The following is a 26,331-nucleotide window of genomic DNA, read 5'->3' on the forward strand; positions in this document are numbered from 1 at the left end:
AAAAAGCCTGCTTATGAAAATAAATTTAAATTCAAATACTGGTGTGGATAAGTTTATCCGCAAACTGTGGATAGAATATAGCACAAAGTTATCCACAAACTATTAATTTTATAAAAACAATCTTATCCACACCATATTTTATTGTTTTATAATTAAAAAAGTGTCATTTCCACAGAAAAAGACCACCCTAATAGTAATAAATTTAAATTTATAAATTTGAATTTATTTATAAGAGATCTGTTTTCTGGGGATAACTAGAGATCCAAAATGAATTTAAATTTAAAAACATGCACAGCAAGTGAATTTAAAGACTTGTGGATAATTGTGTGGGTAATCTTGTTGGTAACTTATATCACTTTAATAAACAATAATCTAGGTTGTGTATAAGAAAAAAGTGCAGTTGTTTAAATGTTATCGAGAAAAGAGCAAGCTCAAGCTGCTGTTACAAATAAAAAGGCTTAATTTCACAAGAAAATCGGTTTTCCATTGACAGCTCAAGCAATGAACACTAAACTCGCGAACCTTCATTGAATGATCATTTTTGGAGTTTCGATATGAAACGTACATTCCAACCATCTGAATTAAAGCGTAAGCGCGTTCATGGTTTCCGTGCTCGTATGGCTACTAAAGCTGGTCGCCAAGTATTAGCTCGTCGTCGTGCAAAAGGTCGTCACAGCTTAACTGTTTAATTAATAGTTAAGGCTTAAACGATTTTGGGTGTTATGACTACACTTTATGGCTTCAGCACAGAGGTTCGTATTCGCTGTGCTGCCGATTATAAAAGTGTCTTCGATGGTGCGCTTTTTAAAGTGCATCAGCCCCATTTCTTATTTCTAGCAAAACTGACCGAACAACCTCAAAGTCGTTTGGGTATTGTTGTTGCTAAAAAGAAAGTGCGTCGTGCACACGAAAGAAATAGAGTAAAACGTTTGGCTCGCGAAAGTTTTCGCTTGCATCAACAGCAATTAACTTTAGATATTGTGGTTATGCCTAAAATGGGGATAGAAACAGTGCCTAATGCAGAGTTGCACCAGCAATTACAATTTGCTTGGCAAAAATTACAACGTCTTGCCAAAAAGCATCAAAAAATAGCTCCCTCCCTGCAAAAGTAGAGATGGCCAATGGTCCGGTTACTGCATTGGTTAATTCGATTTTATCAAATTGCGATTAGTCCTTTACTTGGGCCGCGTTGTCGTTATATCCCTACATGTTCTCAATATTCATTGGAAGCAGTCCATACACATGGTGCTGTGCGTGGTGTGTGGTTGGCTACTAAACGTATTTGCCGTTGTCATCCTTGGGGTGGATCGGGGTATGACCCTGTTCCAAACAAAAGGATTCGTTTTATCTCTTTTCAGCAAATAGATTCTCAAAAGCATCTGGTTGCTGTACCCTTTCGTGATTGTTTCTTGAACCAAAATCACTCTAACCACTTGGGGTAATCGATATGCAACAATGGGCCAGGTTTGCCATTCTCGGGGCCATGTTTGTTGTCGCTTATTTGCTCATCTTGGCTTGGCAAAAAGATTATGGACATGCTGAGACTCAGCCACAGCCACAACAGGCTGCAGCAGTTTCACATGAAGTATCTGCAGATTTGCCAAATGCTCAAACGGCTTCAGCAGCGTCTGATATGCCACAAGCAAATATCGCGACTCAGCAACCAGCTACAGAAGCAAAAGCATCTGTAAATCAACAGCTTATTTCAGTACAAACTGACCTTTATCATCTTTGGATTAATCCTAAAGGTGGTGATATTGTTCGTATTGAATTGTTAAACCATGACAAGAGCAAAGACAGTAACGAAGCATTTGTCATGCTTGAAAGTGATGCAAAACGTACTTATGTGGCGCAGTCTGGTTTAATTGGTCTTAATGGTCCAGACAGTAACCGTAGCGGTCGTCCAATGTATGAGATTGAAAAATCTGCTTATACATTAAATGATGCCAAAGCGGTTCAAACTGAAGATGGAAAAAGCATCAAAGTGTTAACCGTACCGATGGTACTGAAAACAGCTGATGGTGTGGAAATCATTAAAACCTTTACCTTTAAGCAAGGTGAATATCCTGTTGTTGTGAACCATAAAGTGGTGAACCGCAGTGGTCAAAACTGGCAGGGTCAAATGTTTGGTCAACTCAAACGTGACAACTCTGATGATCCAGGCAAATCGGATCAAGGTATTTTCACGCTGGGCACTTTCTTAGGTGGTGCTTGGGGTTCGCCTGAAGAACATTATAACAAGCTTAAATTTGCTAACTTCAATGAAGAAAAATTGAATGTTGAAGCGAAAGGGGGCTGGGTTGCTATGGTTCAGCACTACTTTGTGAGTGCTTGGATTCCAGGTGACTTAAAATTGACGCAAGCCAATGGTCAACCTTATGTTGCGAAATTAGAGTCGCGTAAGTCAACGGATGATATGAATATCATTGGTTTTACTTCGCCGACGATTACTGTGCCTGCTGGTACAGTGGCTGAGATTGACGCGACCTTCTATTCAGGTCCTAAAGTTCAATCTGAGTTAAAAGAGCTCGCAACAGGTTTAAACCAAACTGTTGATTATGGTTGGTTATGGCCAATTGCGAAATTATTGTTCTTGGGTCTTGAGTTCTTCCACGGTTTAGTGGGCAACTGGGGCTGGGCAATTATTTTGTTAACGGTCTTGGTGAAACTGATTCTTTGGCCATTGTCGTCTAAGAGCTATCGCTCAATGGCGAAAATGCGTGTCATTGCACCTGAAATGCAGCGTATGAAAGAAGAGTTCGGTGAAGACCGCATGCGCTTCTCTCAAGAAATGATGGCACTGTATAAACGTGAACAAGTCAATCCGCTTGCGGGTTGTTTGCCATTGTTATTACAAATGCCAATCTTCCTTGCGTTGTACTGGGTGTTGATGGAGTCAGTTGAGCTTCGTCATGCGCCATGGTTACTTTGGATTCAAGATTTGTCAGCGATGGATCCGTGGTTTATTTTACCGCTGTTAATGGGCGCAACGATGTTCATTCAGCAGTCTTTAAACCCCCAACCTGCTGATCCAATGCAAGCGAAAGTTTTCAAAATCATGCCGATTGTTTTCACAGTCTTTATGTTGTTCTTCCCTGCGGGTCTCGTGTTGTACTGGATTGTCAACAACAGTATCACGATTATTCAGCAGACCTTGATCAACAAATCTGTTGAAAAAGACCGCTTGAATAAGGAAAGTGCGTCGAGTTAATCGAGGCAACTTTTCGCGAAAAGCTGAATAAATCCGCTTAAGATGGTAATCTTAGGCGGATTTTTCATTGTGTGACTTTTAAGATTTTAGGTGAATGTTATGTACAACCGAACCACGATTGCTGCCATTGCAACACCACCTGGGCGTGGTGGTGTGGGGGTCATTCGCCTATCTGGTCCCAAGTCTTATGAGATTGCACAGGCCTTGATTCAAAAAGAATTACCGAAAGCGCGTTTTGCTGGTTTTCGCCAGTTTTATGATGCCTCTGGCGAAGTGATGGATGAGGGCTTAGCGATTTGTTTTCCGAACCCGAACTCGTTTACTGGTGAAGATGTGGTTGAGTTGCAAGGTCATGGTGGCCCTGTCATTCAAAATGCTTTACTGGAGCGTTTGTTGGAGCTCGGTGCGATTGCAGCAAAAGCCGGTGAGTTTTCCATGCGTGCTTTTGAAAATGGCAAGCTGGATTTGGTACAGGCTGAAGCGATCGCCGATTTGATTGATGCGACGTCTCAAGCCGCTGCACGTTCTGCGGTACGCTCATTACAAGGCGCATTTTCAACTAAAGTAAATCGCGTGTTGGAGCAATTGATTCATCTACGTTTGCATGTGGAAGCTGCGATTGATTTTCCTGAAGAAGAAATTGATTTTCTTGCGGATGGGAAAATTTTAAATCTTTTAGATGGTGTTACAGCTGCTGTGAACCAAGTACAACAATCGGCTCGTCAAGGACAGTTGCTGCGTGAAGGTTTACAAGTGGTGATTGCAGGAAAACCGAATGCGGGTAAGTCATCACTGCTCAATGCATTAGCGGGCATTGAACGCGCCATTGTGACGGATATTGCAGGTACGACGCGGGATGTATTACATGAAAAAATTACCCTGAATGGTTTACCCATTACCTTAACCGATACTGCGGGTTTACGTGAAACCGGCGATATTGTAGAAAAAGAAGGGATTCGTCGTGCCATTAAAGAAATTGAGCAAGCCGACCTGTTACTTTTAGTCTATGACTTAAGCCAAGGCGAAGACCCACTCAAACTGGCGCAAGAATATTTTGCTGAGCATATTGAACCGAAACGTTTAATGCTGATTGGTAATAAGTGTGATTTGGTGGAAACAACATCGCATATCGAAGATTTTAATGGCTTCCGTCATATTATGGTTTCGGCAAAGCAAGAAACTGGCGTTCAAGCACTCATAGAAGCGATTACAGCGCATGCAGGCTTCCAGCCAGAAGAAGATACCTTTATTGCGCGTACACGCCATTTAGACGCAATGAAACGTACTCAGCTTTACCTTGCTGAAGCTCGTGAACAATTGGTGGTGTATAACGCAGGTGAGTTGGTCGCAGAGTCGCTACGTTTGGCGCAAAATGCCCTCGGTGAAATTACAGGGGACTTTAGTGCGGATGATTTGCTTGGGAAAATTTTTGGATCATTCTGTATTGGAAAATAACACTGCTATTGATGAAAAAGCCCTCTGATCAGGGCTTTTGATCTTTAAGCCAGACGTATACTGCCCTTATGCGCAAACCACAGATAAAAACACAATAAAGCGATGACAATGCAAAAGCTAATGACCCCGAAGCTTAATCCAAAGTGATCTGCCAAATAACCCACAGCTACAATGGGTACAATCGTACCCAAATAACCAATAAAAAGATAAGTCGACATCACTGCAGCACGATTCTCTAAGGTGGTCATGGCATGAATGAGACCAAAGGAACCAATCAAGGTCAGGCCATGTCCGACACCAACGAGAAAATCACTGATAAAGAAAAATGCACTCAGTTGAAATAGTATACACAGCGCCAAAATGCCTAAGCTTGCAATCAAGGTGATTAAGCCATAGTTAAGGCACTTATAAGCAGGAATACTTCTGGCAAAATACTGCACCACGGCAGAGACAATGAGAATACTGGTAATGGCAGAACCGCTAATGAGGGGGCCGTGCCACGGCAAAATATCCCGCACAAATGAAGGAGATAAGGATGCAAACAAGCTAAACGCGGCAAAGGCACTAAATGCGGTAAATCCAACAATCAAAAACAACTGATGATATTGCACTTCTGGTCGGAGTAGCTTTGGGGCGATACTAAAGGGCTGTGCGGTAAACGTGGGAGATTGAACCCAAAATAAACCAAAGAAACACAGTACAGCGCCAAGAATAACGGGTAGATAAGGACTGACCAAAGGGTATTCTGAAAATTGAGCAATCAGGCCGCCAATCAGCGGGCCTAAGCCAAAGCCTACTGCGGTAATAATCGAACTGAGCTGCGGCGCAATCTGTTGATGGCTTTTGGGCACGGTATACATCAGTCCCAGTAAGGCTGAAGTGGTCATCAAACCAGATGCAATACCAATAATAAAGCGCCCCAAAGATAAGATGAGAGCATCAGAAGCATAAGCGGAAATCACTAACCCGATGCTAATAAACACTAAACCCACTTGTAAGGTGCATAAATAGCCAATGCTATTACTGGTCCGACCAAGAAACAGTAAAGTAGCGAGACAACCAAACATATAAGCCACAAAAATATAGGTGATTTGACTCGGCACCAGATGCCATAAGGCTTGATACAGTGGGTAAAGTGGACTGGCTAAAGCAGTCCCCATCGTTCCCATCATTAAGGCGAGGCTGACCATACAAAATGGACGCCAAGAAGTGGTTGTTGTCATGCAAATGCCATGCGGCTCTCTCAGTCAAAACAAGAATATTTTGATGCCCAAGAGAAAAAGGATAGAGAGCAACAGTGTATCGGTTTGTGGAAAAAATGGTCAACTAAAAACTTGAAAAAGAATGCAATGAAACTTAGCCATAGCGTTTCAGCAGTTTTAAGAACTCAGCCAACTCTTCTTCATTGACCTGTTCAGCTTGTGCTAATACATGATGGCGTAAGTGTGCTTCAACCAGTTCATTCATCAGTCCATTGACCGCGCCTTTAATAGCAGCGACTTGTTGTAAAACGTCGATACAACTGGCATCGGGATGTGTAATCGAGAGTTCAACGGCGTTGACCTGCCCTTGTAAGCGTTTCACACGGTTTAAAATTTTTTTATCTTCATGCAAATGACTCAACACATTGCTCCAAAAATAAATATACTAAGGGGGAGTATATTGGTGAATGATTTTAAATGCAAAATACCCCATCACGTCAGCATACGCATCATTTTGATGACGGTAATCCACTGGCACAAAAACGGATTTTAATGGCGACCATTTTAACGGCAGTCATGATGTTATTAGAAGTGATTGGTGGATGGATTTTCCAATCAATGGCTTTGCTGGCGGATGGTTGGCATATGAGTTCGCATATGTTGGCACTGGGTTTGGCTTATTTTGCCTATCGTGCTGCACGGCATTATGCCCATGATCAGCGCTTTAGTTTCGGCACATGGAAAATTGAAATTCTTGCAGGTTACAGCAGTGCTATTTTGCTGATGGTAGTAGCAGGTTCTATGGCTTTTCACTCGATTCAGCGTCTATTCTCGCCTGTACAAATTCATTATAACGAAGCGATTCCAATTGCGATTTTAGGCTTATTGGTGAATTTAATCTGTGCATGGTTGCTGCATGATGGTCACCATCACCATCACCATCACCATCACCATCACCATCACCATCATGATCATGCATCAGAAGCACATAGCCATCATCATGATTTAAATCAGAAAGCTGCATTTATGCATGTAGTGGCAGACGCAGTGACTTCCATTTTTGCCATTATTGCGCTGATTTTTGGTAAATATTTGGGCTGGGATTTTCTCGATGCTGCCCTTGGAATCGTGGGATCAATACTGGTAGCCAAATGGGCATTGAGCTTAATGCAAGAAACGGGAAAAACCTTGTTAGATGCTGAAATGGATCATCATGTGGTGGATGAAATTCGCGAAGTGTTGGCAGAACTACCGCAGACGACCTTGACTGATTTACATGTTTGGAAAGTAGGCAAAGGCAAGTTTTCCTGCATTTTGGCTTTAGAAACGACGGTAGACTTAACTGCGGATCGCGTGCGGGCAATGCTCTCGATTCATGAGGAAATTGTTCATGTCTCGGTGGAAATTAATAGCAAGGCTCTAACTGTTCCACGTGAAACTTTGGCCAGTTCATAAGCAAGGCGTGTTGGGTTTCGGTAAAGCCGTGGAAAAAATGATTCAATGCTTGAATAATACGCTCTACACTAGCGCCGTGGTTCTCCGATTGAAAGAGCAAAAAGTGATGATAAAAAAACTGGGTTTGGCACTACTCACAAGTGCAATTGCAAGCATGAGTATGGCCAACGTAGAAAGTGTTCAAGCCAACTTAAAAAAGAATTACCCAAATATTAATGTTCAAAATATTCAAAAAACAGAAATGTCGGGCATTTATAGCGGATCTTTAGATGGCGAAATTGTGTATTTAGGCGAAGCGGCTGAGCATGTGATTGCAGGTTCGATGGTGCGCTTAAAAGATCAGAAAAATTTAAGTGCTGCCTTATATGTGCAACAAAACTCGCTTGATTGGAACAAGCTGCCGCTAAAAGATGCCATTAAAAGCGTTAAAGGCAACGGCAAACGCCAATTGGCGGTTTTTTCAGACCCAAACTGTCCTTACTGTAAGCAGTTAGAGGCTGAGCTGAATAAACTGAATGATGTGACCATCTATACCTTTATTTATGCCATTAAGGCGCAATCGATTGCACCGTCGAAACAAGTGTTTTGTGAAGCAGACCCTGCCCTCGCATGGAAAAATTTGATTGCGAAAGGGACCCAACCGACGTCGAAAAAACCGTGTGCCAATCCAATTGAGCGCAACATTGAACTCGGTCGTAGTCTGGATTTACAAGGGACGCCTGTAGTTATTTTCTCAAATGGCTTTAAAGTGAATGGTGCTGTGCCTTCAACCACCATTGAAAATATGTGGCGTGAACTGGGCTTATAAGAGTTCAAAGATATAGATAAAAAAGCACCTGCAATGGTGCTTTTTTTAATGGATGAGTTTAGCTTTTTTTGGTGACCATGTTGTAGATGAATAAAATAATAATGGCACCAATAACTGACGCAATAAAGCCTGCGGTAGAACCTTCACTATATAGACCGAGTAAACGACCACCATAAGTGGCTACGAGAGAACCTGCAATCCCCAGTAAAGTGGTGACAATAAATCCCGCTTTGTCATCGCCAGGATGGATAGCGCGTGCGATGAGACCTGCAATAAAACCAATCACGATTGCAACAATAAGTGACCACATGAGCCAGCTCCTTTTTTATCATGTCTTTGTTTTTACATCATTTGCAAAAATATCATCGGGCATAATGCGACTGTGCAGTAGAGCGAATCTGCTAAAAACTGTATGTTTTATGTACTTAGCTAATAGTAAAAATAAAAAAAGTGGCCTTCGGCCACTCTTTTATCGATTGCTCTTAAAGACCAATTTCACCAATAAATGGCAAATGACGGTACTTTTGGTCGTAGTCTAGGCCATAACCCACAATGAATCGATCTTCGACACTAAAGCCTAAAAACTTCACATCGAGTTCAATTTCACGGCGTGAAGGTTTGCTGACTAAGGTACAAAGTTCAATTGAGTTGGGAGAGCGTGTTTCTAAAATTTCGAGTACTTTGCTCAAGGTGTTGCCTGAGTCGATGATGTCTTCAATGACCAAAACATCTTTACCGCGAATTTCACCGTCTAAATCTTTTAAAATTTTTACATCACGTGAAGATACCGTACCGCTGCCGTAGCTCGAAACCGTCATGAAATCGAGTTCATGGGGTTTTGAAATCGTACGACATAAGTCTGCCATGAAAATGACTGAACCTCGTAATAAACCAATCAGTACGAGTTCCTTATCACTGTTTGCATAATGCGCATCGATTTGTGCACCAAGCTCTTTTACTTTCGCTTGAATCTCTTCAGTAGAAATCATTACGCTCATTTGAACGGTCATGGGTAGATACCTAAAAATTTAAAAAAATCAAAAATAAAAAAGGCGTTGACCTGCAACACCTCTATATATGCATTAATTTTAATATATCTCTAAACGAGATGCACCCCCTTTTGCCCGCTGGAAATGTAATCATTTCATTGCAGGCGGGATGCTGCTTGGTTTAGAGGCGAAAATCAAAGTTGTTTCAAAACTCGATTAGCCGCTTAAATTTTCGCTATTTGCTACTTAGTTTTGCACATAGGCTTTCTGACCAAAAATATAAGTCGCATGAATATTACGGTCATCGCCCATGGTCATTAGGGCAAATAGCGCATCTTCAATCCCTTTTGCACGTTGTTGACGTAATACTTGTAACGCAGTTGCTTTGAGGTCGAGTACCACAAAGTCCGCTTCTTTGCCCAAATTAAAGTTACCGAGTTTATCATCCAAACTCAGTGCTTTGGCACCGCCCAGCGTAGCGTGATAAAGCGATTCAAATGCAGATAGTTTATCACCCTGAAGCTGCTGTACTTTATAGGCTTCATTCAGAGTTTGTAGTTGGTTAAAAGAGGTCCCTGCACCAATGTCTGTACCGAGCCCAACTTTTACCTGCTTTTCCCAAGTCTTATTCAATGGAAATAAGCCACTGCCTAAAAATAGATTGGAGGTCGGACAGAAAGCAATGGCAGAGTCAGTTTGATGCATGCAGTCCCACTCAGCCTCTTCTAAGTGCACGCAGTGGGCAAAGACCGAATGTGAACCAGTTAAACCAAAGTGATGATAAACATCGAGATAACCTTGCTGCTCAGGGAATAAGTCTTTCACCCAAGCGATTTCATTTTTATTTTCACTTAAATGCGTATGCACATACACATCTGGGTATTCAGCTTTGAGCTGCCCTGCTTTAGCCAATTGCTCTGGTGTCGAGGTTGGAGCAAAACGTGGCGTAATCGCATACAGGTTACGGCCCTTGCCATGCCATTTCTCAATCAGTGCTTTAGAGTCTGCATAAGCACTGTCAGGCGTGTCGCACAGGTCTTCAGGTGCATGACGGTCCATCATGACTTTACCTGCGATCAGGCGCATCTGGTGCTGCCCTGCTGCTTCAAATAAAGCATCGACTGATTCGGTATGCACAGTACAGAAGACCAAGGCTGTGGTGGTGCCATTTTTTAGCAGTTCTTGCACAAAGAATTGGGCAATCTGGTCGGCATAGGCTTTATCGGAAAATTGTAATTCAGTTGGGAAGGTATAGGTATTGAGCCATTCGAGTAGCTGTTCACCATAGGCCCCCACCATTTCTGTTTGTGGAAAATGAATGTGGGTGTCGATAAAACCCGGCACAATCAATTGTTCAGGATAGTGCTGAACCTCGACGCCAACAGGAAGGTGCTGTTGCCCCTCCTGCCAAGATCCAAACCATTGGATTTTGCCATTTTGGCTAATCAGTAAACCATCTTCTACGTAACGCACTTGGTCGTGAATTTCACGCGCTTGGGCAACCGTATTCTGAATATCTAGGAAGCGACCGCGAACCGCCATCGTTGCAACTACAGAAGACATTTTAAACCTGTGTTTTGACTTTTTTTCGATTGATTGTACCGTAAACTGGATTTTTTTCACGGCTATTTAATGAAGTTTTTATGTGTGTTGTGAACGCTAGATTTTAAATGAAAGACTGGAGCAGTATTTTCTAAAAAATTGAACTGTTTTGAGGCCAGACATGTATCCATGCCATCGATAAGATCATGATTTTTTATGTCATACATAAGCACAAGCTTTGCGCTTAAATGATTCAATCTATTCGCAAAATTTTGTTGAGAAAGTCTTTATCTTTAAATGCTGAATCAGTACAGTGTCGGCATTGATAAAATAAGAGACAATGACCGGCATGTATTTTTGGAATACCAAAGCATTAGCACATGAATTATCTAGTAATACCCTCGATAAAAAACATTATAAAAATTACTACTTAGTCACAGCGTTACTGGTTTCAGTGGTGTATTACTACGGCATGTATTCACCCTATGGGGATGTCCGTGTGATTGGTATTGAGGGACTTCTGACTTTATTGATTATGTTTATCGGGATTCAAAGCGCTTACAAAGCCAATGGCGGTGATGAGGGTGAGCATTTCTTAGGTCGAATCACAGCGTTGTCTTTTCCCATTTTGGTACAAACCACTGTGGCTGGTGTTGTATTTGGTGCAGTGTTATTGGGGCTTTATTTTGCATTTAATCTAGAAGGCACGGCGTTTGACGATTGGTATGAATGGACTATTTCGCTGTTTACCATCTTCCTGCAAATCTTGTTTTTCACGCGTTTAGTGTCTTATATGAAGCGGGTTAAAGCGCATACCATTTAAGCTTGAAAAAAATATTGTCTTCGAATGTATGCCTGCCAGTTTTAGAGTTGACAGGCATTTTCTTTTTCAATTTAAACTTTATTTGATACACGGAAGCGTCATCCGCAACCTGCGTAGTGTTTGGAATAGATTGTTTTTGCAACACAAATTTTTTAATTATAGAAAGTGAATAGGTTTTGCGGAGGACAAATGCGTTCCTTACGAAGCTTCGCTTCTCATTTGGCGAAACAAAAGAATAATTGAGCTCCCAGTATCGAACTTAAAAAAGATAAGACTCTGTCGTGAATAACCTAAAAGTGATGGTGCTCCTACTAAAACGCCTGAACAGATCCGCATTAATCTTTGGACACTTATTTTAAATAGGTGATTTAGAGCGCCACTTTATTCCACAAAATAATGCGCAGCAAAATGCGCATCATTGCCGATCACATCAAACACATCTTCACGCAGTGACATCCCCGCACATTCATCTCCGACCATCCAAAGTCCCAAGGTGGGCAGCATGCCTTCATGCAACGGAGTTTTTACCCAGCGTTGCATGACATAGCCATATTTGTCGTAGTCATCAAAGTAAAAACTACCTGAAGCTGCGCCACAATCGACATTGTTTTGTAGGATATGAATATTTGCGCCTTCGCGCGCTAAGATGGGCTTACGCACCCATTTCCCTGCATAGTGGGCGTGTGCATCATAAGCATGGGTTTCTAACAACAATGGATGATTTGGAAAGCGTTTCCATAGCTCGATCAACAGGGCTTTATTGGAGAGTAGCATTTTCCAACACGGTTCAATCCATTCGGTTTCGGGTTTGAGAAACTGCGAAAAACTTTCTTCCCAAATCCATTCCCACGGATACAGCTTAAATAAATGCTGAATCTCTTGCTGATGCAAATCGACAAAGGCTGTGCCATTCCAACCGATGTTTTCCATGGACAGTTCGCTGACATTTAAGCCCGCCTGAAAAGCAGTATCCATGAGGTATTCTAAATTGCCCCAATCTTCACGCCCTGCTTCTTGGCAGGCTGCGAAATGGACACGGCTACGCGCAGGATAGAGCTGTTTCCAGCGCTCAATCAGCTTTTCATGAATGCTGTTGAACTGATCGCGGTTTGCAATATTTTCGACCTGTTCAATCCAATGCCACTGTGCAACAGAAGCTTCGAGTAAACCCGTTGGTGTATCGGCATTATATTCCAGCATTTTGATGGCTTGACCATCATAGGCAAAATCGAAACGGCCATACAGCATCGGCGTTTGGTTTTTCCATGAATGCTCAATCAGAGGAATCGCTGCTGGGGGAATTTGAAAATATTCGGGATAATGACTGCGTTGAATCATATCCCCTGCCACTTCTAGGCACATCTGGTGTAATTCGTTCGAGGCATCTTCTAGCTGTTCAATTTGCTTGAGACTAAACTCATAAGCCACCCCTTCTGACCAATACATTGAACCATCGCGCGACGGCAAGTTGTAGTAGTCAAAACCAATCTCTTGATGCGCCTGTTGCCAGTTTGCACGCTCAGGCAGTAGAACTCGTTTCATGTATTAACCTCCGAACGAGCCTCCGCCACGGCCGAAGCCTCCACGAATGGGCTGGGATTTGGCATGGCTAAAAACGTGAGTTGAGATTCTAGGTGTGCCCGTCGAATGACGTCCGCGAGCTTTCAAGATTTGGCCCATGTAACGGACTTTACGGTTGTTTTTATAATATTGTGGGCCGATATAAACCCCAGTAGAGCCACTATAGCTCGATTCACTATTTTCGTTAGCAGGTTCGCACAGTTCAAAATGCCAGTCTTGGTAGCAGTTGTATTGGTTATTGTAAACATCCTGTTGTAGGGTTTTAGAGCCGCTACATGCCGTGAGTAAAACGGGCACCACAACAAGAGTTAATTTTTTGGTACGCATGGATGAGCAACCTTCGGGTTCTTTTATTTTTACAGGTAAAACCAAGGGTTTTAAGCCCGCTTATCATAGGGAGCTGTCTGCATAAAGTACAGTACATTTGCACAGAAAATCATAGGATTAAGTCTTGAGCATACTAAAATTTAGTCATAAAAAAGCCTTCACAGTGGAAGGCTTTTTTAAAACATTAGAGGGTGGTTTGATGATGTTTCTTACTGTATCGAATCGACAAGATCGCAGTGATGGTCAGCACCAACACAATAAAGCCCAGTGAAATCCAAATTGGCATATGGAACACATCCAGCATGAGCATCTTAAAGCCGATAAACACCAAGATAATACCTAAACCATATGGGAGATAATGCATCTTGGTTGCTGCACCAGACAACAAGAAGAACATCGCACGTAGACCCAAAATTGCCATTAAGTTTGCAGTCAACACGATAAACGGATCAGAGGTCACCGCGAAAATTGCAGGAATGGAGTCCACCGCGAAAATTACATCCGACGCTTCAACTAAAATTAACACCAAGAACAGCGGCGTTGCCCACAGCATCCCATTTTGACGCACAAAGAACTTATTGCCATGCATTTGCGGGGTAATCCGCATATGTTTACGCAACCATTTTAAGATCGCCATATCTTCGATATTGGTTTCTTCTTCGTTTTGCCCTTTGAAGAATTTGAAGCCCGTATACACCAAGAACGCACCGAAGATATACAGAATCCATGAGAACTCTTGTACGAACCACGCGCCAATAAAAATAAAGATGGTACGTAGAATAATCGCACCCAAGACACCGTAAAGCAGTAATTGGCGTTGTAATGCAGGTGGGATGGCAAAAGCAGCAAAGATCATCAGCCAGACAAAGACGTTGTCAACGGCTAAAGATTTTTCAAGTAAATAACCTGCAAAATACTCCATGACCTTTGTATTGGCCACAGTAACACCTGCAGTTTGTTGTAAATACAGCCAGAGACCTGCACCAAAGAGTGATGCGACGGAAACCCACGCAATACTCCATAACGCGGCGGTTTTGATTTTAACTTCTTGACCTTCTTTTTGTTTAAAGCCTAAAAAGTCGATTAGTAGCATCACGGTAACAATGCCGAAAAAAGCAATGTATAGCCATAAATTGCCGATAGATTCCATGAAATCCTCCACATCCAGCAATCGGCCACAAAAAAACCTTGACCTGCTGCCAGATGAAATAAAACATCTGTGACAACATGATCAAGGTCTTGCCTACATTTTAGCGTATGTATTTTGTGCGCTAAAATGCTCAGATACCGACTTTTTGCAAAGTGTAATGACGATAATCTGACACGTGAAAGTGATGCATGGCATTGATTTTTCACGTTTGGAGGAGGCTACTCCCCTTGTTCAACATAAATTTGGTTTTGGATTTGATCCAAAAGTGAGTTAAGCATCGCATATTTTTATGGTTTGAGCAAATATTAAAGAAAATTGTAGATGAAATATAAATGAGACAAAATTTTACTTCAATTTGTGGCAAGCTAAAAAAAAACAGTAAACCAAAGAGGAATAATAATGAAAATTCAACATCAAGAAACAGGTAGTAAAGGCGAAGTTTTTGTTGAGCAAGAAAACGAGCGTGTGGCGGAAATGACTTATAGTTGGGCTGGGGATGATAAATTTATTATTGATCACACTTGGGTCAGTGAGTTGCTCCGTGGGCAACATGTGGGGCGTCAGTTATTGGATGTTTTGGTTAACTTTGCCCGTGATAAGGGCGTGAAAATTTTACCCTTGTGTCCCTTTTCCAAATCGGTATTCGACAAAGATCCATCTATTCATGATGTTTTATTCCACTAAGATAGAGAACGATAAATCAATCCATTCAATGAGTGTGCTATGCAATTTCAACATGTAGATCGTGATCAAAAAGGTGAGTTTTTTTTAAATAATGCAGACGGTCAGCGCATTGCTGAAATTAGTTATATTTGGCGGGACGAGACAACCATTGATGCCAACCATACTTGGGTCGATGATTCACTGCGAGGTCAAGGTGTGGCGCGTTTGCTGTTGGATACTCTGGTTGATTTTTCACGTGAGAAAAACCTGAAGATTATCCCGACCTGCTCTTATGTCGATGTGATGTTTCGCCGTGAGAAAAGTTTTGAAGATGTCGCGGCTTAATTGTTCACAACATTCATCGCAATTCTAAAGGTTAAGCTAAAATGAGATCGATATAGCTGCCATTACAGTTCTATTTTGTGTTTTGCAGCGCTGAACATGATGGAATCAAAGTATATGAAGACGCTTTTATCTATGGGCCTATTCTGTTCAGTTGCCCCCTTATTGCATGCTGAAGATTGTGTAAAACTTGAGGAAAAGGCAGAACAAAAAGAAGTTCAGATCATTCCACGTTGGGGCATGAAAGTGATTGCTTCAACCAGAGTGTATTTTTATTCAGCACCGAGCAATGCTTGTAAAATCAAAGATCTGTTTATGATTAAAAATGACCATATCACTGCTTATAGCACCTATGATGATGGCCAAGAGCAGTGGGTTTCGATCATGTATTTTAGTAAACGCTTGGGAGACACGGTTCAAGGTTGGTCAAAACTAAAAGACTTTGAATATGCGGGTACGATGTCTGGTTTTTAATTGGATAAGCTTGTAAAAAACCCGCCATATGCGGGTTTTTTTTTCTAATGGGACAATTTATTCTGCGTTCAAGGCGCTAATCAATTTTTGGTGTAAACCACCAAAGCCACCATTGGACATGATCACAACCGCATCGCCATCGCCTGCTTCACTGACAATGGTATGGATAATGTCATTCAACGTACGTGCAACTACAGCCTTGTTGGGCGCAGCCGCAATGACAGGTTGTAAGTCCCAGTCTAAACCTTCTGGTTGATACCAAATCACTTCATCGGCCAAACGTGCAGAGTGTGCGAGTCCATCTTTATGGCTTCCCATGCGCATGGTATTTGAACGAGGTTCAATAATTGCCCACAACTTACGTTCGCCTAGACGCTTACGTGCACCTTCTAGCGTCGTATCAATTGCGGTTGGGTGATGGGCAAAGTCATCATACACTTCAACGCCACGTACTGTGCCTAAAAGCTCCATACGACGCTTCACGCCGCCAAAGTTAGACAGTGCTTCACACGCTTTTTCAATGCTTACGCCCACATGTTCAGCCGCAGCGATAGTCGCCAAAGCATTCGCTACGCTGTGCTGCCCTGTCATGTTCCATTGCACCGTGCCTTTCACCACGCCGTGTTGGAGGACTTTAAAGTGCGAACCATCCGCACTGAGTTGTTCGGCATACAATTCGGACTGGTCGTGAGCCTCTAAAGAGGTACGAACCACAGGTGTCCAACAGCCCTGCTCTAAAACTTCATCAATATTGCTTTCAGTAATAGGCGCAATGATACGACCTTCACTTGGAATGGTACGAACCAAGTGATGGAATTGTTTTTGAATTGCTGCTAGATCATCAAAAATATCGGCATGGTCAAATTCAAGGTTATTTAAAATGGCTGTTTTGGGGTGGTAATGCACGAACTTCGAACGTTTGTCGAAAAAGGCAGAATCATATTCATCGGCTTCGACACAGAAGTACTTGCCAGCACCTAAACGCGCACTTTCAGAGAAACCTAAAGGTACACCGCCAATCAGGAAACCTGGCTCTAAACCTGCCTGATCCAAGACCCAAGCCAACATGGTGGTGGTGGTGGTTTTACCGTGGGTCCCTGCTACACCAAGTACGTGTTTGCCTTGGAGCACATGATCGGCCAAAAATTGTGGGCCTGAAATATACGGTAAGCCTTCATTGAGCATGTATTCAACGGCATCAATCCCACGTTTCATCGCATTGCCGACGATGACCAAATCAGGATGAGGTTGTAAATGACTGCGGTCATAACCTTGCATTAAGGTAATGCCTGCATTTTCGAGTTGGGTCGACATGGGAGGATAAACGTTTAGATCCGAACCCGTCACTGTGTGGCCAAGATCACGTGCTAAAAGCGCTAAAGACCCCATAAAGGTGCCACAAATACCCAAAATATGCAGATGCATTCCGCCTCACTCCACTGCTTTTATAGACACATCACGTATTGTTGGTGCTGTTGTCGTGATTAATTCGATGTGAAAGCAACCATAGCAAGGCGCTTAGCGAAAAGATAGTGATTCTTGTATCTAATCGTTTAATTATTCTGCGGCTTGAACAACGCTTTTATTTTGTAAAAAAGCTGGCTGAAAAGTGCAATATTTGCTGAATTTCCTCGCAAAAAACGTAGAATAAAATGCTCCTAAATTTGGCGATCTTGCTTCATGTCCCTGCCCTTTATTTTATTGATTATTTCCAATTGCTTTATGACCTTGGCTTGGTATGGTCATCTTAAATTTTTGCATGGTGCGCCGCTTTGGCAAGCCATTTTATTTGGGTGGGCCATTGCGTTACTCGAATACAGTTTTATGATTCCAGCAACGCGATTGTTGGCCAAACACGGGTGGTCTTTGGGTCAAATGAAAATCACACAAGAAGTCGTGACTCTATTGGTCTTTGTCCCATTTATGATTTTTCTTTTTAAACAACCCTTTAAATTGGATTATTTGTGGGCAGGTTTATGCCTTTTTGGTTGTGTTTATTTCGTATTTCGCAGTGCTTAATTGATTTAATACAGCACAGGTCTCATCATTTAAGAGATGCGTGTTTGCAGGCGTTTTTTAGGACTTTACTAAACTCACGGTCTCGTGCAGTGGGATCCTCATAGTCAAAGGCATAATCACTATCACTGGTCAGTACACTCATTTGACCGTCTGCTTCAAAGTTGATGAGTGCATAACCATAGGTTTGGTCATCACAAAACACACGATATTCTGAAATAGAATACATTTTATCTTTGCCATCATCTGCTTTGTAATAGCCTGTCATCATGACCGGTTCACGTTCATCAATGACCGACTTTCCGGTCACTAAAAACTTTTCTTGGATGTAGCCATTACTCTTAATTTGGCCGTTATAGCCTTTTTGTTTCTGTAATAGGCTAAAGTCTTTTTCAAATTGGTTAGTATTGAGTTGAATTAGTTGGGCAAAACTCTGTGAACTTATGGCTAAAGCGAGCAGGATGAAGATCTGTTTCATGTTTAAAGGCTCTGATGAATATTGATTTAATAAAAGTTTTTATAAAATTGAAAAAAATAAAAATATTTTCATAAAAATATTATGGAGTTTTCTCTTTAAAGACAACCGTTAAATTTTATTGAGATGAATTTTCAGTCTATAATACAGGGCTCTTATTAAAGCTTGGCGCTAGTCGAGATTTATCTCTCTTAACTATCTCTGGAAACATTGCAATGAATGCGGCCGCTTCACAAGACACTCCTCTCGTTGGAATTATCATGGGTTCTCAATCAGATTGGGCTACTCTCGAACACACTGCCAATATGCTTAAGCAACTTGGTGTCCCATTTGAAGCGGAAGTTGTGTCTGCGCACCGTACGCCAGATCGTCTTTTTGAATATGCTGAACAAGCACGTGACCGTGGTATCCAAGTGATTATTGCGGGTGCAGGCGGTGCGGCGCATTTACCAGGAATGTGTGCGGCGAAAACTGATTTGCCTGTACTGGGTGTGCCAGTGAAGTCTTCGATTTTAAACGGTGTCGATTCACTGTTATCGATTGTGCAAATGCCAGCAGGTATTGCAGTGGGTACTTTGGCGATTGGTCCAGCAGGCGCAACCAATGCCGCGATTATGGCAGCACAAATTTTAGGTCTGACACGTCCTGAAATTGCAAAACATGTGGCCGATTTCCGTGCTGCACAAACCGACAAAGTTGCAAGCAACAACATTCCAGGCCAAGCTTAATACGGGGCATTCCTCATGAATAAAACCATCGGTATTTTTGGTGGTGGGCAGCTGGGTCGCATGATGGCACAAGCGGCTTTGCCACTGAATATTCAATGTACGTTCTTTGATGTGAGTACAGACTGCCCTTCAGCGGCTTTAGGAACGGTGATTTCAAGTAAAACTGAAAACGGTTTACAAGATTTTATTGCCAGTGCAGATGTCTTCAGCCTTGAGTTTGAAAATACGCCTTTGTCTGATGTTGATGTTTTGACCAAGCAAAAAGATATGCATCCGCCGCGTCAGGCTTTAGCCATTGCGCAGCATCGCTTGTCTGAAAAAGCGTTATTTGATGAGCTTGAGATTCCTGTTGCGCCTTATAAAGCGGTAGATTCACTAGAAAGTTTAAGCGCTGCGGTTGCTGAGCTAGGCTTACCGATTGTACTGAAGACAGCCACAGGTGGCTATGATGGCAAAGGTCAGTTTGTATTGCGTTCTGAACAACAAATTGAACAAGCATGGGCTGAATTAGGCCCTGCTGGAAGTTTAATTGCAGAAAGCTTTGTGACCTTCTCGCGTGAAGTTTCGATCATTGCGGTACGTGGTCAAAATGGCGATGTGAAAACCTGGCCATTGGCTGAAAACCATCATCATCATGGTATTTTGTCGCATTCGATTGTCCCTGCACCGAATAGTGCGGACTTACAACCCGTTGCACAAGACTACATCACTCGCCTATTGAATCATTTGAATTATGTTGGCGTATTGACTTTAGAACTGTTTGTCACAGACAAAGGTTTATATGCCAATGAAATGGCGCCACGTGTGCATAACTCAGGACACTGGTCGATTGAAGGCGCAGTATGCTCTCAGTTTGAAAACCATATTCGTGCAGTCGCAGGCTTACCCTTGGGTTCAACAGAAGTAGTTCGCCCTACGGTCATGATCAATATTATTGGTCAGTATCCACAGTCTGAACAAGTCTTGGCCTTAGAAGGTGTACATCTACATCTTTATAATAAGGAAGAACGTGAAGGCCGTAAGATTGGTCACCTGACTTTAATGCCGAATGATACCGCTCAACTCACGACGCTGTGTCGTCAGTTGGCGAAAATTTTACCAAATCCATTGGCACTGAGCGAAGATATGACCATCTAAAGCTTCAGTTGTTGTTAAAAAAAGCGATCACGATAGTGGTCGCTTTTTTATTTGGATTCATTCAGGCATGATTGCGCCTCTTTGAAAAAAGTGACCATTAATCGGATCAAAATTAAAATAAATTGCGTGTTTTTTATCCGTTTAGATAAAATTAGCGCATAGAAAAATAAACTGAAAGCAAAATAAAGCGAGTTTTGTACAGAGATGCACGTTTAAAACAGAGCCCACAATTGAATGTGACACTGGTTTTCACCTAAAAGAAAGTGAAACAGCAGAGATCTCTATCAACTTGGGTATGTGGATATCTTTTTAAGTCTATTTTGAATTTAAAAAATAGAAGTAAAAAATTTGAATTCAAAAGTGAGTTTTAAATTTAAATCGATTGTTTAAATTTAAAATGAATTTAAAAGTTTTGATGTTGTTTGAATTTAAATTCAAAACAATAAATTTAAAGACTGCTGAATGAATTTAAAGTTTTGAATTTAAAAATATTGAGCTTTAGTTGTGATGGTTTATTTTATTTATATTGTTGATTGTTAATGTTAAATAAAATTTGTGGATAAATGAATTTAAAACAAGATGATTGAATTTAAAGTATATGCTGAGTCAGAGGTTGTTTTTGAATTCAAAAGCTGAGATGTGGGGTGTTGTGGATAAGTGGTTTTGAATTTAAACCAGAATGAATATTCATTTACGTTTTGATTCAGAAAAGTGAAATCGAAAGTGTTAAGGTAAAAAGCATAATTTAGAGATAAAGAATGATTAGGGATTTTATGCACCGTTTTGCTTTTCTTTTAGGTTCATTTTTTTTAGCGACGACTCAGGCGAATGCTGAGCTCATTATTAATGGTCAAAAAGTTACAGGCAGTTCAAATGTCGCAACTTCCGATTATAGTCCTCAGAATTCATTTCAAAGCTGTATTGCCAATTTAAAAAGCCAAGCGATGGCGAATGGTGTGTCTGCGTCTACTTATGATCGCTACACGCAAAATTTAGCGCCTGATTATTCTGTGATTGAAAAATTAAATTACCAACCTGAATTTTCCACGCCGATTTGGGATTATTTGTCAGGATTGGTGGATGATGAGCGTGTTGCAGTAGGTCAGCAAAAATTGGCGCAGCATCGTGAAGTGTTGAATCGTGGTGCGGCAGCATATGGTGTGCCTGCGGAGACCGTGGTTGCCGTGTGGGGCGTGGAAAGTAATTTTGGCGATATTTCAGGTAAATATCCATTATTACAAGCTTTAGGTACATTGAGCTGTGAAGGGCGCCGCCAAAGCTATTTCCGTGGAGAGTTTTTTGCCGCTATGCGTATTTTACAGCGAGGCGATTTAACTGAATCACAACTGAAAGGCTCGTGGGCAGGTGCGTTTGGCCATACCCAGTTTATGCCATCGACGTATGAGGAGCTGGCCGTTGATTTTGATGGTGATGGACGCCGTGATTTGGTGTCGAGTACTACAGATGCTTTGGCATCAACAGCCAATTTCCTCAAAAAACGCGGTTGGCAAACTGGGCAACCTTGGGGCTTTGAAGTGAAAAATCCGCAAGCGATCTCTCTGAGTGGTGAAAGTCGTCGCAATAAGAAGTCCTTATCTTACTGGATACAAAATGGCTTGGTACGTGCAGATGGCTCAGCGTTAATTCAAGGCAATTTATCTTCTAGCTCGCAAGCGGGGTTGATGGCACCTGCTGGTGAAAATGGTCCACTGTTTTTAGTGTTTAAAAACTTTGATGCAATCTATAGTTATAACGCTGCAGAAAGTTATGCATTAGCGATTGCGCATTTGTCAGACCGCTTACAAGGGCAAGGTGGGTTTAGTACAACTTGGCCAACCGATGATGCAGGCACTTCGCGTTCCGAACGTCGTGAAATTCAGCAGTTTTTACTGAATCGTGGCTATGATATTGGCGCAGTAGATGGTTTGATTGGTGATAAAACTCGTCAAGCCATTCGACAGGAGCAAATCCGTTTAGGTTTAAGCCCGACGGGACGAGCGGGACAGCAAATTTTAAAAGCCTTTCGGCAGGAAAATACCAAGTTGATGATGCGTTAACATTAACAGCAAAAAAATCGCTGATATAGATAAAAAGCCAGTCGGTTATTCACCTGGCTGGCTTTTTTGATTTGCACTGGTTGCGACTAAAAGGTCAGAAGCACTGTGATGTTTAAACTGCGGTAATTGTCCCGAGAATACGGTCGCCCCGTGCACCTGTCACTGTCGGCAAGTTGCCACTGAGTTGCTGGATAAAACGCATGGCCAACCAAGCAAAGGCAGTCGCTTCCACCCAAGTTGGGGCTAAGCCAATCGCGGAGGTGGTTTGTACGGACCAATTGTGCTTACGTAAGCGCCAACGTAATTGTTCTAAAAGATGCGAGTTATACGCACCACCACCACAGACGTAGACCTCACCGGTATCCATATCGGAGCGATAGATGGCTTTTTTTATGGCACGTGTGGTGAGCTTCATTAATGTGGCTTGAACATTTTCAGGACTGTCTTCAAGTTCGTCGTATTCAAGGTCATTGCGCCAGTCAGCAATTTGTTCATCTAACCATTCGAGGTTGAAGTCTTCACGACCAGTGCTTTTCGGTGGTTCTTTGGAAAAATATTCATGTGATTGTAGGCGATCGAGCAGGCTGCGAATCGGATGGCCGTAAGCTGCCCAATTGCCATTTTCATCATAGGGCTGTCCAGTAAAACGTTCACACCAAGCGTCCATTAAAATGTTGGCTGGGCCTGTATCAAAACCGTAGACCTGATCAGGTTGGCCTGCGGGCAACATGCTGACATTGGCGATGCCGCCTAGGTTTAAGATGACGCGATGAATGCTTTCATGTTGGAACATATCTTGGTGAAAAGCAGGAACCAGCGGGGCACCTTGTCCACCTGCGGCCATATCACGACGTCGAAAATCTGAAATCACAGGAATTTGGGTGATTTCAGTGATGATGTTTGGGTCACCAATTTGTAGGGTGAAACCGTGCTCTGGACGGTGGCGAATGGTTTGTCCATGTGAGCCAATAGCTTTGATTTGACTACGATCTAAATGGCTTTGCTCAATCAGTTGATTGATGCCCTCGCCAATCATCTTTGCTAAAGCTACATCTGCCTTGCCCATACGGTCGATTTCGTTGTCACCGGGCAAAGTGAGTGCCATCAGTTCATCGCGTAAATCTGGGTCGAAAGAAAGAGTGAGGGTGGCGTGAAGCTGCAATGGATCAAAAGAAGCAGCAACAATATCAACACCATCCATGCTGGTGCCGGTCATTACCCCAATATAGATCGCTGTCATGATTATTCTAAAGCCTGCAATGTGCTGAAAAAGTGTTAGTATATCGCACAAATTGAATAACTGATGTGTTTGGGTTTTGTGATGTCAAATTTCCTGCCGGCTGAAGAACAACTTGCTCTCATTCAACGAGGCACGCATGAAATTATTTCTGAAGAAGATCTTCTGAAGAAATTAAAAGAAAATCGTCCTTTAAAAATTAAAGCGGGCTTTGACCCGACTGCGCCTGACTTGCACTTGGGGCATACGGTTTTAATTAATAAATTGAAAACTTTCCAAGACTTGGGTCATGACGTGACCTTCTTGATTGGGGACTACACCGCGATGATCGGTGACCCGACTGGAAAAAGTGCAACACGCCCACCATTGTCGCGTGAGCAAGTGCTTGAAAATGCAAAAACGTATCAAGAACAAGTGTTTAAAATTCTTGATCCGAATAAAACCAAAGTGCGCTTCAACTCTGAATGGTTTGCCGATAAAACGGCTGCTGACCTGATTCAATTGGCTTCACAGCAAACGGTTGCTCGTATGCTTGAGCGTGATGACTTCACCAAGCGTTATAACAACCATCAACCAATCGCAATTCATGAGTTTTTATATCCATTGGTTCAAGGCTATGACTCGATTGCCCTTGAGGCAGATGTTGAGTTAGGCGGTACGGACCAAACCTTTAACTTATTGATGGGGCGTACACTTCAAGGTCGTTATGATCAAGAAGCGCAAGTCTGCATTACAGTGCCAATCCTTGAAGGTTTAGACGGTGTGAACAAAATGTCTAAGTCTTTGGGTAATTATATTGGGGTATTTGATGCACCAGGGGCGATGTATCAGAAAGTCCTTTCGATGCCAGATGCATTAATTGAACGCTATTTCGATTTACTCAGCTTTAAATCCGTTGAAGACATTAAAGTCCTGCTAAACGAAATTGCTGAAGGGCGTAATCCACAAGAGGTGAAAAAGATTCTTGCGCTTGAGTTGGTAGAGCGTTTCCATGGTGCAGAAGCGGCAGAAAATGCACATAAAGGTGCAGGCAACCTGATTACTGAGGGTGAACTACCCGAAGGGACACCAGAAGTGACGATTTCACGCGCTGAATTTGGTGGCGAGTTGTTTATTGCAACGATTCTTCGCGTAGCGGGCTTAAACCCAAATGCTGCAGCAGCAAAAGATGCTGTTGGTCGTGGTGCGGTCAAAGTTGATTGGAACGTGGTCGATATGAGTTTCTCTGTTAAAGAAAATGTCACTTTAATTATCCAGTCGGGTAAAAAAGCCATTGCGAAAGTCACTTTTACAGACTAAGTCGGTGCATATATATGTTTTAAGTTGTTGATATAAAAGCAGGCTTTGGCCTGCTTTTTATTTTTTAATCTTTATAAAAAAATCAAATAAGTAAATTCAAAAAAAACCTTATAAAAACAATGCTTAATTTTTTCCAAAAATATTGCAATTTAAAATGAGTGTGTATAAGATTTCAACGTCTAGTCGATGTTTTTAACATCGCTAGAAGGGTCAATAAGAATAACTCTCCACAGTTTTCAAGTCTCTTCCCCAAGGGACTTTTTTAAGATAACTATAATAATGACATCTATGGATCAGATAACGATCTAACTCCGAGGAAGAGGTTTTGGGAGAGATCTCTTCCTTTTTTATTGGCAAAAATTTAGTTTTTAAAATCAGTTTCTCGTAGACAAATAACGAGCTGTCATAAAAGTTAGGTGCAACAGACTTTTAAATAAAGCTGGTCATCAGCTATATAGCACTGCGTTTTCTACTTATATCCAGATGCTTCGTATCATCAAGCTTTATCGTGGCTGTTATTTCAGCTCTGTCTTGAATTATCTTGGCCATGGTATAGATAGAAGAGGGCTTTGCTATTACGCGAATGAAATAAAAACAGACTAGGCATTCCATTCTTACTAAATCTTAGGTGTTTTTATAGCGATGTGGCAGTTTTTCAGCTTAAGCGTGTATTAAATATAAAAGAACTACGTCTTTAGAAAGATGATTTATCAAAAATACAGAGATGAAAGGAATGCAGGGTGATTTTAAGTCTGAAAACCTTGCCAGAAGATTGATAAGAATCATCCTAAAGAAAAAATAAATGCTAAGGATTAAATTTTAAGCTTAAAAAGGCTTTTAAAGATTGGAAATGAAATGCTCATGTTGAAAGAAATAAGAGAAAAAATTATAAATATGATCAAAAAATAGATGAAAAATACGGTTTTTCTTAAGTTTTGTAGAAAAAACCAACACCCGTTTCAAATAAGTGAATTTGGGGGTTGCAAAGCTTTAGAAATCCTCTAGAATGCACCCCATACCGACGAGATAGACGGAAACGAACGAAGCACGAAGTGCTGAGTTGTTAAGTATATTGAGTCCATCTTCTAGCACTGACGAGGTGTTAGAAAAATCATTAAGAGATTATGAAGAACAACTTGTGTGGATTTTTACTGATTGATCGATCGAAAATATTTCATTGATTGAAGGTAAAAATTACTCGAAGTTTATTTGAGAAATATTTGTCAGAAAATTGATGAGCCAAGATTTGTAGCCATAAGCTACTAATGATTTTAACTGAAGAGTTTGATCATGGCTCAGATTGAACGCTGGCGGCAGGCTTAACACATGCAAGTCGAGCGGGGAAGTATAGCTTGCTATA

At 41.7% G+C, this 26,331-nt stretch carries 27 protein-coding genes and 1 rRNA gene; 17 read left to right on the forward strand and 11 right to left on the reverse strand.

Going from position 1 to position 26,331, the window contains the following annotated elements; translation table 11 throughout:
- Window positions 1-554 precede the first annotated feature (554 nt).
- The 5 genes from rpmH to mnmE all read left to right on the forward strand — a co-directional run bounded on the left by rpmH (window position 555) and on the right by mnmE (window position 4,666).
- Complete coding sequence (rpmH, locus tag ACF8FD_RS03415; protein ID WP_000831329.1) at window positions 555-689, forward strand: 50S ribosomal protein L34; 135 nt, start codon at window positions 555-557, stop codon at window positions 687-689.
- 33 nt (window positions 690-722) lie between these two features.
- The gene (gene rnpA / locus ACF8FD_RS03420; RefSeq protein ID WP_039890852.1) at window positions 723-1,112 is read left to right on the forward strand and encodes a ribonuclease P protein component; all 390 of its coding nucleotides are present in this window, start codon (window positions 723-725) and stop codon (window positions 1,110-1,112) included.
- 9 nt (window positions 1,113-1,121) lie between these two features.
- Entirely contained in the window at window positions 1,122-1,442 is a 321-nt protein-coding gene (gene yidD, locus ACF8FD_RS03425; protein ID WP_004977726.1) for a membrane protein insertion efficiency factor YidD, read from the forward strand.
- 5 nt (window positions 1,443-1,447) lie between these two features.
- On the forward strand, window positions 1,448-3,211 hold the full coding sequence (gene yidC / locus ACF8FD_RS03430; RefSeq protein WP_004697434.1) for a membrane protein insertase YidC: 1,764 nt from the start codon (window positions 1,448-1,450) through the stop codon (window positions 3,209-3,211).
- A gap of 99 nt (window positions 3,212-3,310) precedes the next feature.
- Window positions 3,311-4,666 carry a tRNA uridine-5-carboxymethylaminomethyl(34) synthesis GTPase MnmE gene (mnmE, locus tag ACF8FD_RS03435; protein WP_392453170.1) on the forward strand — a complete coding sequence of 452 codons (1,356 nt, stop codon included), beginning with the start codon at window positions 3,311-3,313 and terminating at the stop codon, window positions 4,664-4,666.
- Between the two features lie 44 nt (window positions 4,667-4,710).
- Here the strand turns inward: mnmE and ACF8FD_RS03440 are convergent, their stop codons facing one another.
- Together ACF8FD_RS03440 and ACF8FD_RS03445 are read right to left on the reverse strand one after the other, a co-directional pair.
- A complete protein-coding gene (locus ACF8FD_RS03440) occupies window positions 4,711-5,856 on the reverse strand; it encodes an MFS transporter (RefSeq protein WP_279732663.1) in 1,146 nt (381 codons plus the stop codon).
- A 166-nt stretch (window positions 5,857-6,022) separates the two neighbouring features.
- The gene (locus ACF8FD_RS03445) at window positions 6,023-6,289 is read right to left on the reverse strand and encodes a metal/formaldehyde-sensitive transcriptional repressor (protein ID WP_004697473.1); all 267 of its coding nucleotides are present in this window, start codon (window positions 6,287-6,289) and stop codon (window positions 6,023-6,025) included.
- Between the two features lie 56 nt (window positions 6,290-6,345).
- Here ACF8FD_RS03445 and dmeF point away from each other — a divergent pair, with 56 nt between their 5' ends.
- Together dmeF and ACF8FD_RS03455 are read left to right on the forward strand one after the other, a co-directional pair.
- Window positions 6,346-7,323: a CDF family Co(II)/Ni(II) efflux transporter DmeF gene (dmeF, locus tag ACF8FD_RS03450; protein ID WP_392453171.1), complete on the forward strand. Its 978-nt coding sequence runs from the start codon at window positions 6,346-6,348 to the stop codon at window positions 7,321-7,323.
- Window positions 7,324-7,429: 106 nt separating this feature from the next.
- Window positions 7,430-8,131, forward strand: a complete 702-nt coding sequence (locus tag ACF8FD_RS03455) for a DsbC family protein (protein WP_279732664.1) — start codon at window positions 7,430-7,432, stop codon at window positions 8,129-8,131.
- 58 nt (window positions 8,132-8,189) lie between these two features.
- On the opposite strand, the gene ACF8FD_RS03460 is transcribed toward ACF8FD_RS03455, so the two are convergent.
- From ACF8FD_RS03460 to guaD, 3 genes are all read right to left on the reverse strand, one after another.
- On the reverse strand, window positions 8,190-8,441 hold the full coding sequence (locus ACF8FD_RS03460; protein ID WP_058870649.1) for a GlsB/YeaQ/YmgE family stress response membrane protein: 252 nt from the start codon (window positions 8,439-8,441) through the stop codon (window positions 8,190-8,192).
- 172 nt (window positions 8,442-8,613) lie between these two features.
- Window positions 8,614-9,141 carry a hypoxanthine phosphoribosyltransferase gene (hpt, locus tag ACF8FD_RS03465; protein ID WP_279699875.1) on the reverse strand — a complete coding sequence of 176 codons (528 nt, stop codon included), beginning with the start codon at window positions 9,139-9,141 and terminating at the stop codon, window positions 8,614-8,616.
- Window positions 9,142-9,366: 225 nt separating this feature from the next.
- A complete protein-coding gene (gene guaD / locus ACF8FD_RS03470) occupies window positions 9,367-10,683 on the reverse strand; it encodes a guanine deaminase (protein ID WP_392453174.1) in 1,317 nt (438 codons plus the stop codon).
- 328 nt (window positions 10,684-11,011) lie between these two features.
- Here guaD and ACF8FD_RS03475 point away from each other — a divergent pair, with 328 nt between their 5' ends.
- Complete coding sequence (locus ACF8FD_RS03475; RefSeq protein WP_058870669.1) at window positions 11,012-11,485, forward strand: hypothetical protein; 474 nt, start codon at window positions 11,012-11,014, stop codon at window positions 11,483-11,485.
- Between the two features lie 381 nt (window positions 11,486-11,866).
- Here the strand turns inward: ACF8FD_RS03475 and ACF8FD_RS03480 are convergent, their stop codons facing one another.
- From ACF8FD_RS03480 to ACF8FD_RS03490, 3 genes are all read right to left on the reverse strand, one after another.
- The gene (locus tag ACF8FD_RS03480) at window positions 11,867-13,027 is read right to left on the reverse strand and encodes a glutathionylspermidine synthase family protein (protein WP_392453175.1); all 1,161 of its coding nucleotides are present in this window, start codon (window positions 13,025-13,027) and stop codon (window positions 11,867-11,869) included.
- 3 nt (window positions 13,028-13,030) lie between these two features.
- Window positions 13,031-13,393 (reverse strand): hypothetical protein, encoded by a 363-nt coding sequence (locus ACF8FD_RS03485; protein ID WP_058952476.1) that lies wholly within the window; start codon window positions 13,391-13,393, stop codon window positions 13,031-13,033.
- A 184-nt stretch (window positions 13,394-13,577) separates the two neighbouring features.
- Window positions 13,578-14,543, reverse strand: a complete 966-nt coding sequence (locus ACF8FD_RS03490; RefSeq protein WP_392453177.1) for a TerC family protein — start codon at window positions 14,541-14,543, stop codon at window positions 13,578-13,580.
- Window positions 14,544-14,942: 399 nt separating this feature from the next.
- Between ACF8FD_RS03490 and ACF8FD_RS03495 the strand changes: the two genes are divergently transcribed.
- The 3 genes from ACF8FD_RS03495 to ACF8FD_RS03505 all read left to right on the forward strand — a co-directional run bounded on the left by ACF8FD_RS03495 (window position 14,943) and on the right by ACF8FD_RS03505 (window position 16,022).
- Complete coding sequence (locus ACF8FD_RS03495; RefSeq protein ID WP_062031177.1) at window positions 14,943-15,227, forward strand: GNAT family N-acetyltransferase; 285 nt, start codon at window positions 14,943-14,945, stop codon at window positions 15,225-15,227.
- Window positions 15,228-15,266: 39 nt separating this feature from the next.
- On the forward strand, window positions 15,267-15,551 hold the full coding sequence (locus ACF8FD_RS03500; RefSeq protein ID WP_004697494.1) for a GNAT family N-acetyltransferase: 285 nt from the start codon (window positions 15,267-15,269) through the stop codon (window positions 15,549-15,551).
- A gap of 114 nt (window positions 15,552-15,665) precedes the next feature.
- Window positions 15,666-16,022, forward strand: coding sequence for a hypothetical protein (locus ACF8FD_RS03505; RefSeq protein WP_392453178.1), 357 nt, complete (start codon window positions 15,666-15,668; stop codon window positions 16,020-16,022).
- 57 nt (window positions 16,023-16,079) lie between these two features.
- On the opposite strand, the gene mpl is transcribed toward ACF8FD_RS03505, so the two are convergent.
- The gene (gene mpl / locus ACF8FD_RS03510) at window positions 16,080-17,447 is read right to left on the reverse strand and encodes a UDP-N-acetylmuramate:L-alanyl-gamma-D-glutamyl-meso-diaminopimelate ligase (RefSeq protein ID WP_392453179.1); all 1,368 of its coding nucleotides are present in this window, start codon (window positions 17,445-17,447) and stop codon (window positions 16,080-16,082) included.
- A 255-nt stretch (window positions 17,448-17,702) separates the two neighbouring features.
- On the opposite strand from mpl, the gene ACF8FD_RS03515 reads away from it, so the two are divergent.
- Window positions 17,703-18,041: a DMT family protein gene (locus tag ACF8FD_RS03515; protein ID WP_234963278.1), complete on the forward strand. Its 339-nt coding sequence runs from the start codon at window positions 17,703-17,705 to the stop codon at window positions 18,039-18,041.
- Window positions 18,042-18,066: 25 nt separating this feature from the next.
- Here the strand turns inward: ACF8FD_RS03515 and ACF8FD_RS03520 are convergent, their stop codons facing one another.
- Window positions 18,067-18,516, reverse strand: a complete 450-nt coding sequence (locus ACF8FD_RS03520) for a hypothetical protein (protein ID WP_392453181.1) — start codon at window positions 18,514-18,516, stop codon at window positions 18,067-18,069.
- Window positions 18,517-18,728: 212 nt separating this feature from the next.
- Here ACF8FD_RS03520 and purE point away from each other — a divergent pair, with 212 nt between their 5' ends.
- The 3 genes from purE to ACF8FD_RS03535 all read left to right on the forward strand — a co-directional run bounded on the left by purE (window position 18,729) and on the right by ACF8FD_RS03535 (window position 22,435).
- Window positions 18,729-19,241 (forward strand): 5-(carboxyamino)imidazole ribonucleotide mutase, encoded by a 513-nt coding sequence (purE, locus tag ACF8FD_RS03525; RefSeq protein ID WP_348924721.1) that lies wholly within the window; start codon window positions 18,729-18,731, stop codon window positions 19,239-19,241.
- Window positions 19,242-19,256: 15 nt separating this feature from the next.
- The gene (locus ACF8FD_RS03530) at window positions 19,257-20,378 is read left to right on the forward strand and encodes a 5-(carboxyamino)imidazole ribonucleotide synthase (protein ID WP_126039060.1); all 1,122 of its coding nucleotides are present in this window, start codon (window positions 19,257-19,259) and stop codon (window positions 20,376-20,378) included.
- 773 nt (window positions 20,379-21,151) lie between these two features.
- Window positions 21,152-22,435 carry a lytic murein transglycosylase gene (locus ACF8FD_RS03535; protein WP_392453183.1) on the forward strand — a complete coding sequence of 428 codons (1,284 nt, stop codon included), beginning with the start codon at window positions 21,152-21,154 and terminating at the stop codon, window positions 22,433-22,435.
- Window positions 22,436-22,547: 112 nt separating this feature from the next.
- Here ACF8FD_RS03535 and ACF8FD_RS03540 read toward each other — a convergent pair whose 3' ends face one another.
- On the reverse strand, window positions 22,548-23,675 hold the full coding sequence (locus ACF8FD_RS03540) for an anhydro-N-acetylmuramic acid kinase (RefSeq protein WP_058870637.1): 1,128 nt from the start codon (window positions 23,673-23,675) through the stop codon (window positions 22,548-22,550).
- 63 nt (window positions 23,676-23,738) lie between these two features.
- Between ACF8FD_RS03540 and tyrS the strand changes: the two genes are divergently transcribed.
- Together tyrS and ACF8FD_RS03550 are read left to right on the forward strand one after the other, a co-directional pair.
- Complete coding sequence (gene tyrS, locus ACF8FD_RS03545) at window positions 23,739-24,971, forward strand: tyrosine--tRNA ligase (RefSeq protein WP_392453185.1); 1,233 nt, start codon at window positions 23,739-23,741, stop codon at window positions 24,969-24,971.
- Window positions 24,972-26,243: 1,272 nt separating this feature from the next.
- Window positions 26,244-26,331, forward strand: a 16S ribosomal RNA gene (locus ACF8FD_RS03550); the annotation flags it as partial.

The sequence above is a fragment of the Acinetobacter sp. TYF_19 genome (assembly GCF_043105125.1).
Lineage (GTDB): Bacteria > Pseudomonadota > Gammaproteobacteria > Pseudomonadales > Moraxellaceae > Acinetobacter > Acinetobacter johnsonii.

Bases quoted from the DNA above. Each gene is read 5' to 3' on its own strand.
- rpmH (WP_000831329.1), top strand. From the start codon at position 555: ATGAAACGTACATTCCAACCATCTGAATTAAAGCGTAAGCGCGTTCAT.
- rnpA (WP_039890852.1), top strand. From the start codon at position 723: ATGACTACACTTTATGGCTTCAGCACAGAGGTTCGTATTCGCTGTGCT.
- yidD (WP_004977726.1), top strand. From the start codon at position 1,122: ATGGTCCGGTTACTGCATTGGTTAATTCGATTTTATCAAATTGCGATT.
- yidC (WP_004697434.1), top strand. From the start codon at position 1,448: ATGCAACAATGGGCCAGGTTTGCCATTCTCGGGGCCATGTTTGTTGTC.
- mnmE (WP_392453170.1), top strand. From the start codon at position 3,311: ATGTACAACCGAACCACGATTGCTGCCATTGCAACACCACCTGGGCGT.
- ACF8FD_RS03440 (WP_279732663.1), bottom strand. From the start codon at position 5,856: ATGGTCAGCCTCGCCTTAATGATGGGAACGATGGGGACTGCTTTAGCC.
- dmeF (WP_392453171.1), top strand. From the start codon at position 6,346: ATGCAAAATACCCCATCACGTCAGCATACGCATCATTTTGATGACGGT.
- ACF8FD_RS03455 (WP_279732664.1), top strand. From the start codon at position 7,430: ATGATAAAAAAACTGGGTTTGGCACTACTCACAAGTGCAATTGCAAGC.
- ACF8FD_RS03460 (WP_058870649.1), bottom strand. From the start codon at position 8,441: ATGTGGTCACTTATTGTTGCAATCGTGATTGGTTTTATTGCAGGTCTC.
- hpt (WP_279699875.1), bottom strand. From the start codon at position 9,141: ATGACCGTTCAAATGAGCGTAATGATTTCTACTGAAGAGATTCAAGCG.
- guaD (WP_392453174.1), bottom strand. From the start codon at position 10,683: ATGTCTTCTGTAGTTGCAACGATGGCGGTTCGCGGTCGCTTCCTAGAT.
- ACF8FD_RS03475 (WP_058870669.1), top strand. From the start codon at position 11,012: ATGTATTTTTGGAATACCAAAGCATTAGCACATGAATTATCTAGTAAT.
- ACF8FD_RS03480 (WP_392453175.1), bottom strand. From the start codon at position 13,027: ATGAAACGAGTTCTACTGCCTGAGCGTGCAAACTGGCAACAGGCGCAT.
- ACF8FD_RS03485 (WP_058952476.1), bottom strand. From the start codon at position 13,393: ATGCGTACCAAAAAATTAACTCTTGTTGTGGTGCCCGTTTTACTCACG.
- ACF8FD_RS03490 (WP_392453177.1), bottom strand. From the start codon at position 14,543: ATGGAATCTATCGGCAATTTATGGCTATACATTGCTTTTTTCGGCATT.
- ACF8FD_RS03495 (WP_062031177.1), top strand. From the start codon at position 14,943: ATGAAAATTCAACATCAAGAAACAGGTAGTAAAGGCGAAGTTTTTGTT.
- ACF8FD_RS03500 (WP_004697494.1), top strand. From the start codon at position 15,267: ATGCAATTTCAACATGTAGATCGTGATCAAAAAGGTGAGTTTTTTTTA.
- ACF8FD_RS03505 (WP_392453178.1), top strand. From the start codon at position 15,666: ATGAAGACGCTTTTATCTATGGGCCTATTCTGTTCAGTTGCCCCCTTA.
- mpl (WP_392453179.1), bottom strand. From the start codon at position 17,447: ATGCATCTGCATATTTTGGGTATTTGTGGCACCTTTATGGGGTCTTTA.
- ACF8FD_RS03515 (WP_234963278.1), top strand. From the start codon at position 17,703: ATGTCCCTGCCCTTTATTTTATTGATTATTTCCAATTGCTTTATGACC.
- ACF8FD_RS03520 (WP_392453181.1), bottom strand. From the start codon at position 18,516: ATGAAACAGATCTTCATCCTGCTCGCTTTAGCCATAAGTTCACAGAGT.
- purE (WP_348924721.1), top strand. From the start codon at position 18,729: ATGAATGCGGCCGCTTCACAAGACACTCCTCTCGTTGGAATTATCATG.
- ACF8FD_RS03530 (WP_126039060.1), top strand. From the start codon at position 19,257: ATGAATAAAACCATCGGTATTTTTGGTGGTGGGCAGCTGGGTCGCATG.
- ACF8FD_RS03535 (WP_392453183.1), top strand. From the start codon at position 21,152: ATGCACCGTTTTGCTTTTCTTTTAGGTTCATTTTTTTTAGCGACGACT.
- ACF8FD_RS03540 (WP_058870637.1), bottom strand. From the start codon at position 23,675: ATGACAGCGATCTATATTGGGGTAATGACCGGCACCAGCATGGATGGT.
- tyrS (WP_392453185.1), top strand. From the start codon at position 23,739: ATGTGTTTGGGTTTTGTGATGTCAAATTTCCTGCCGGCTGAAGAACAA.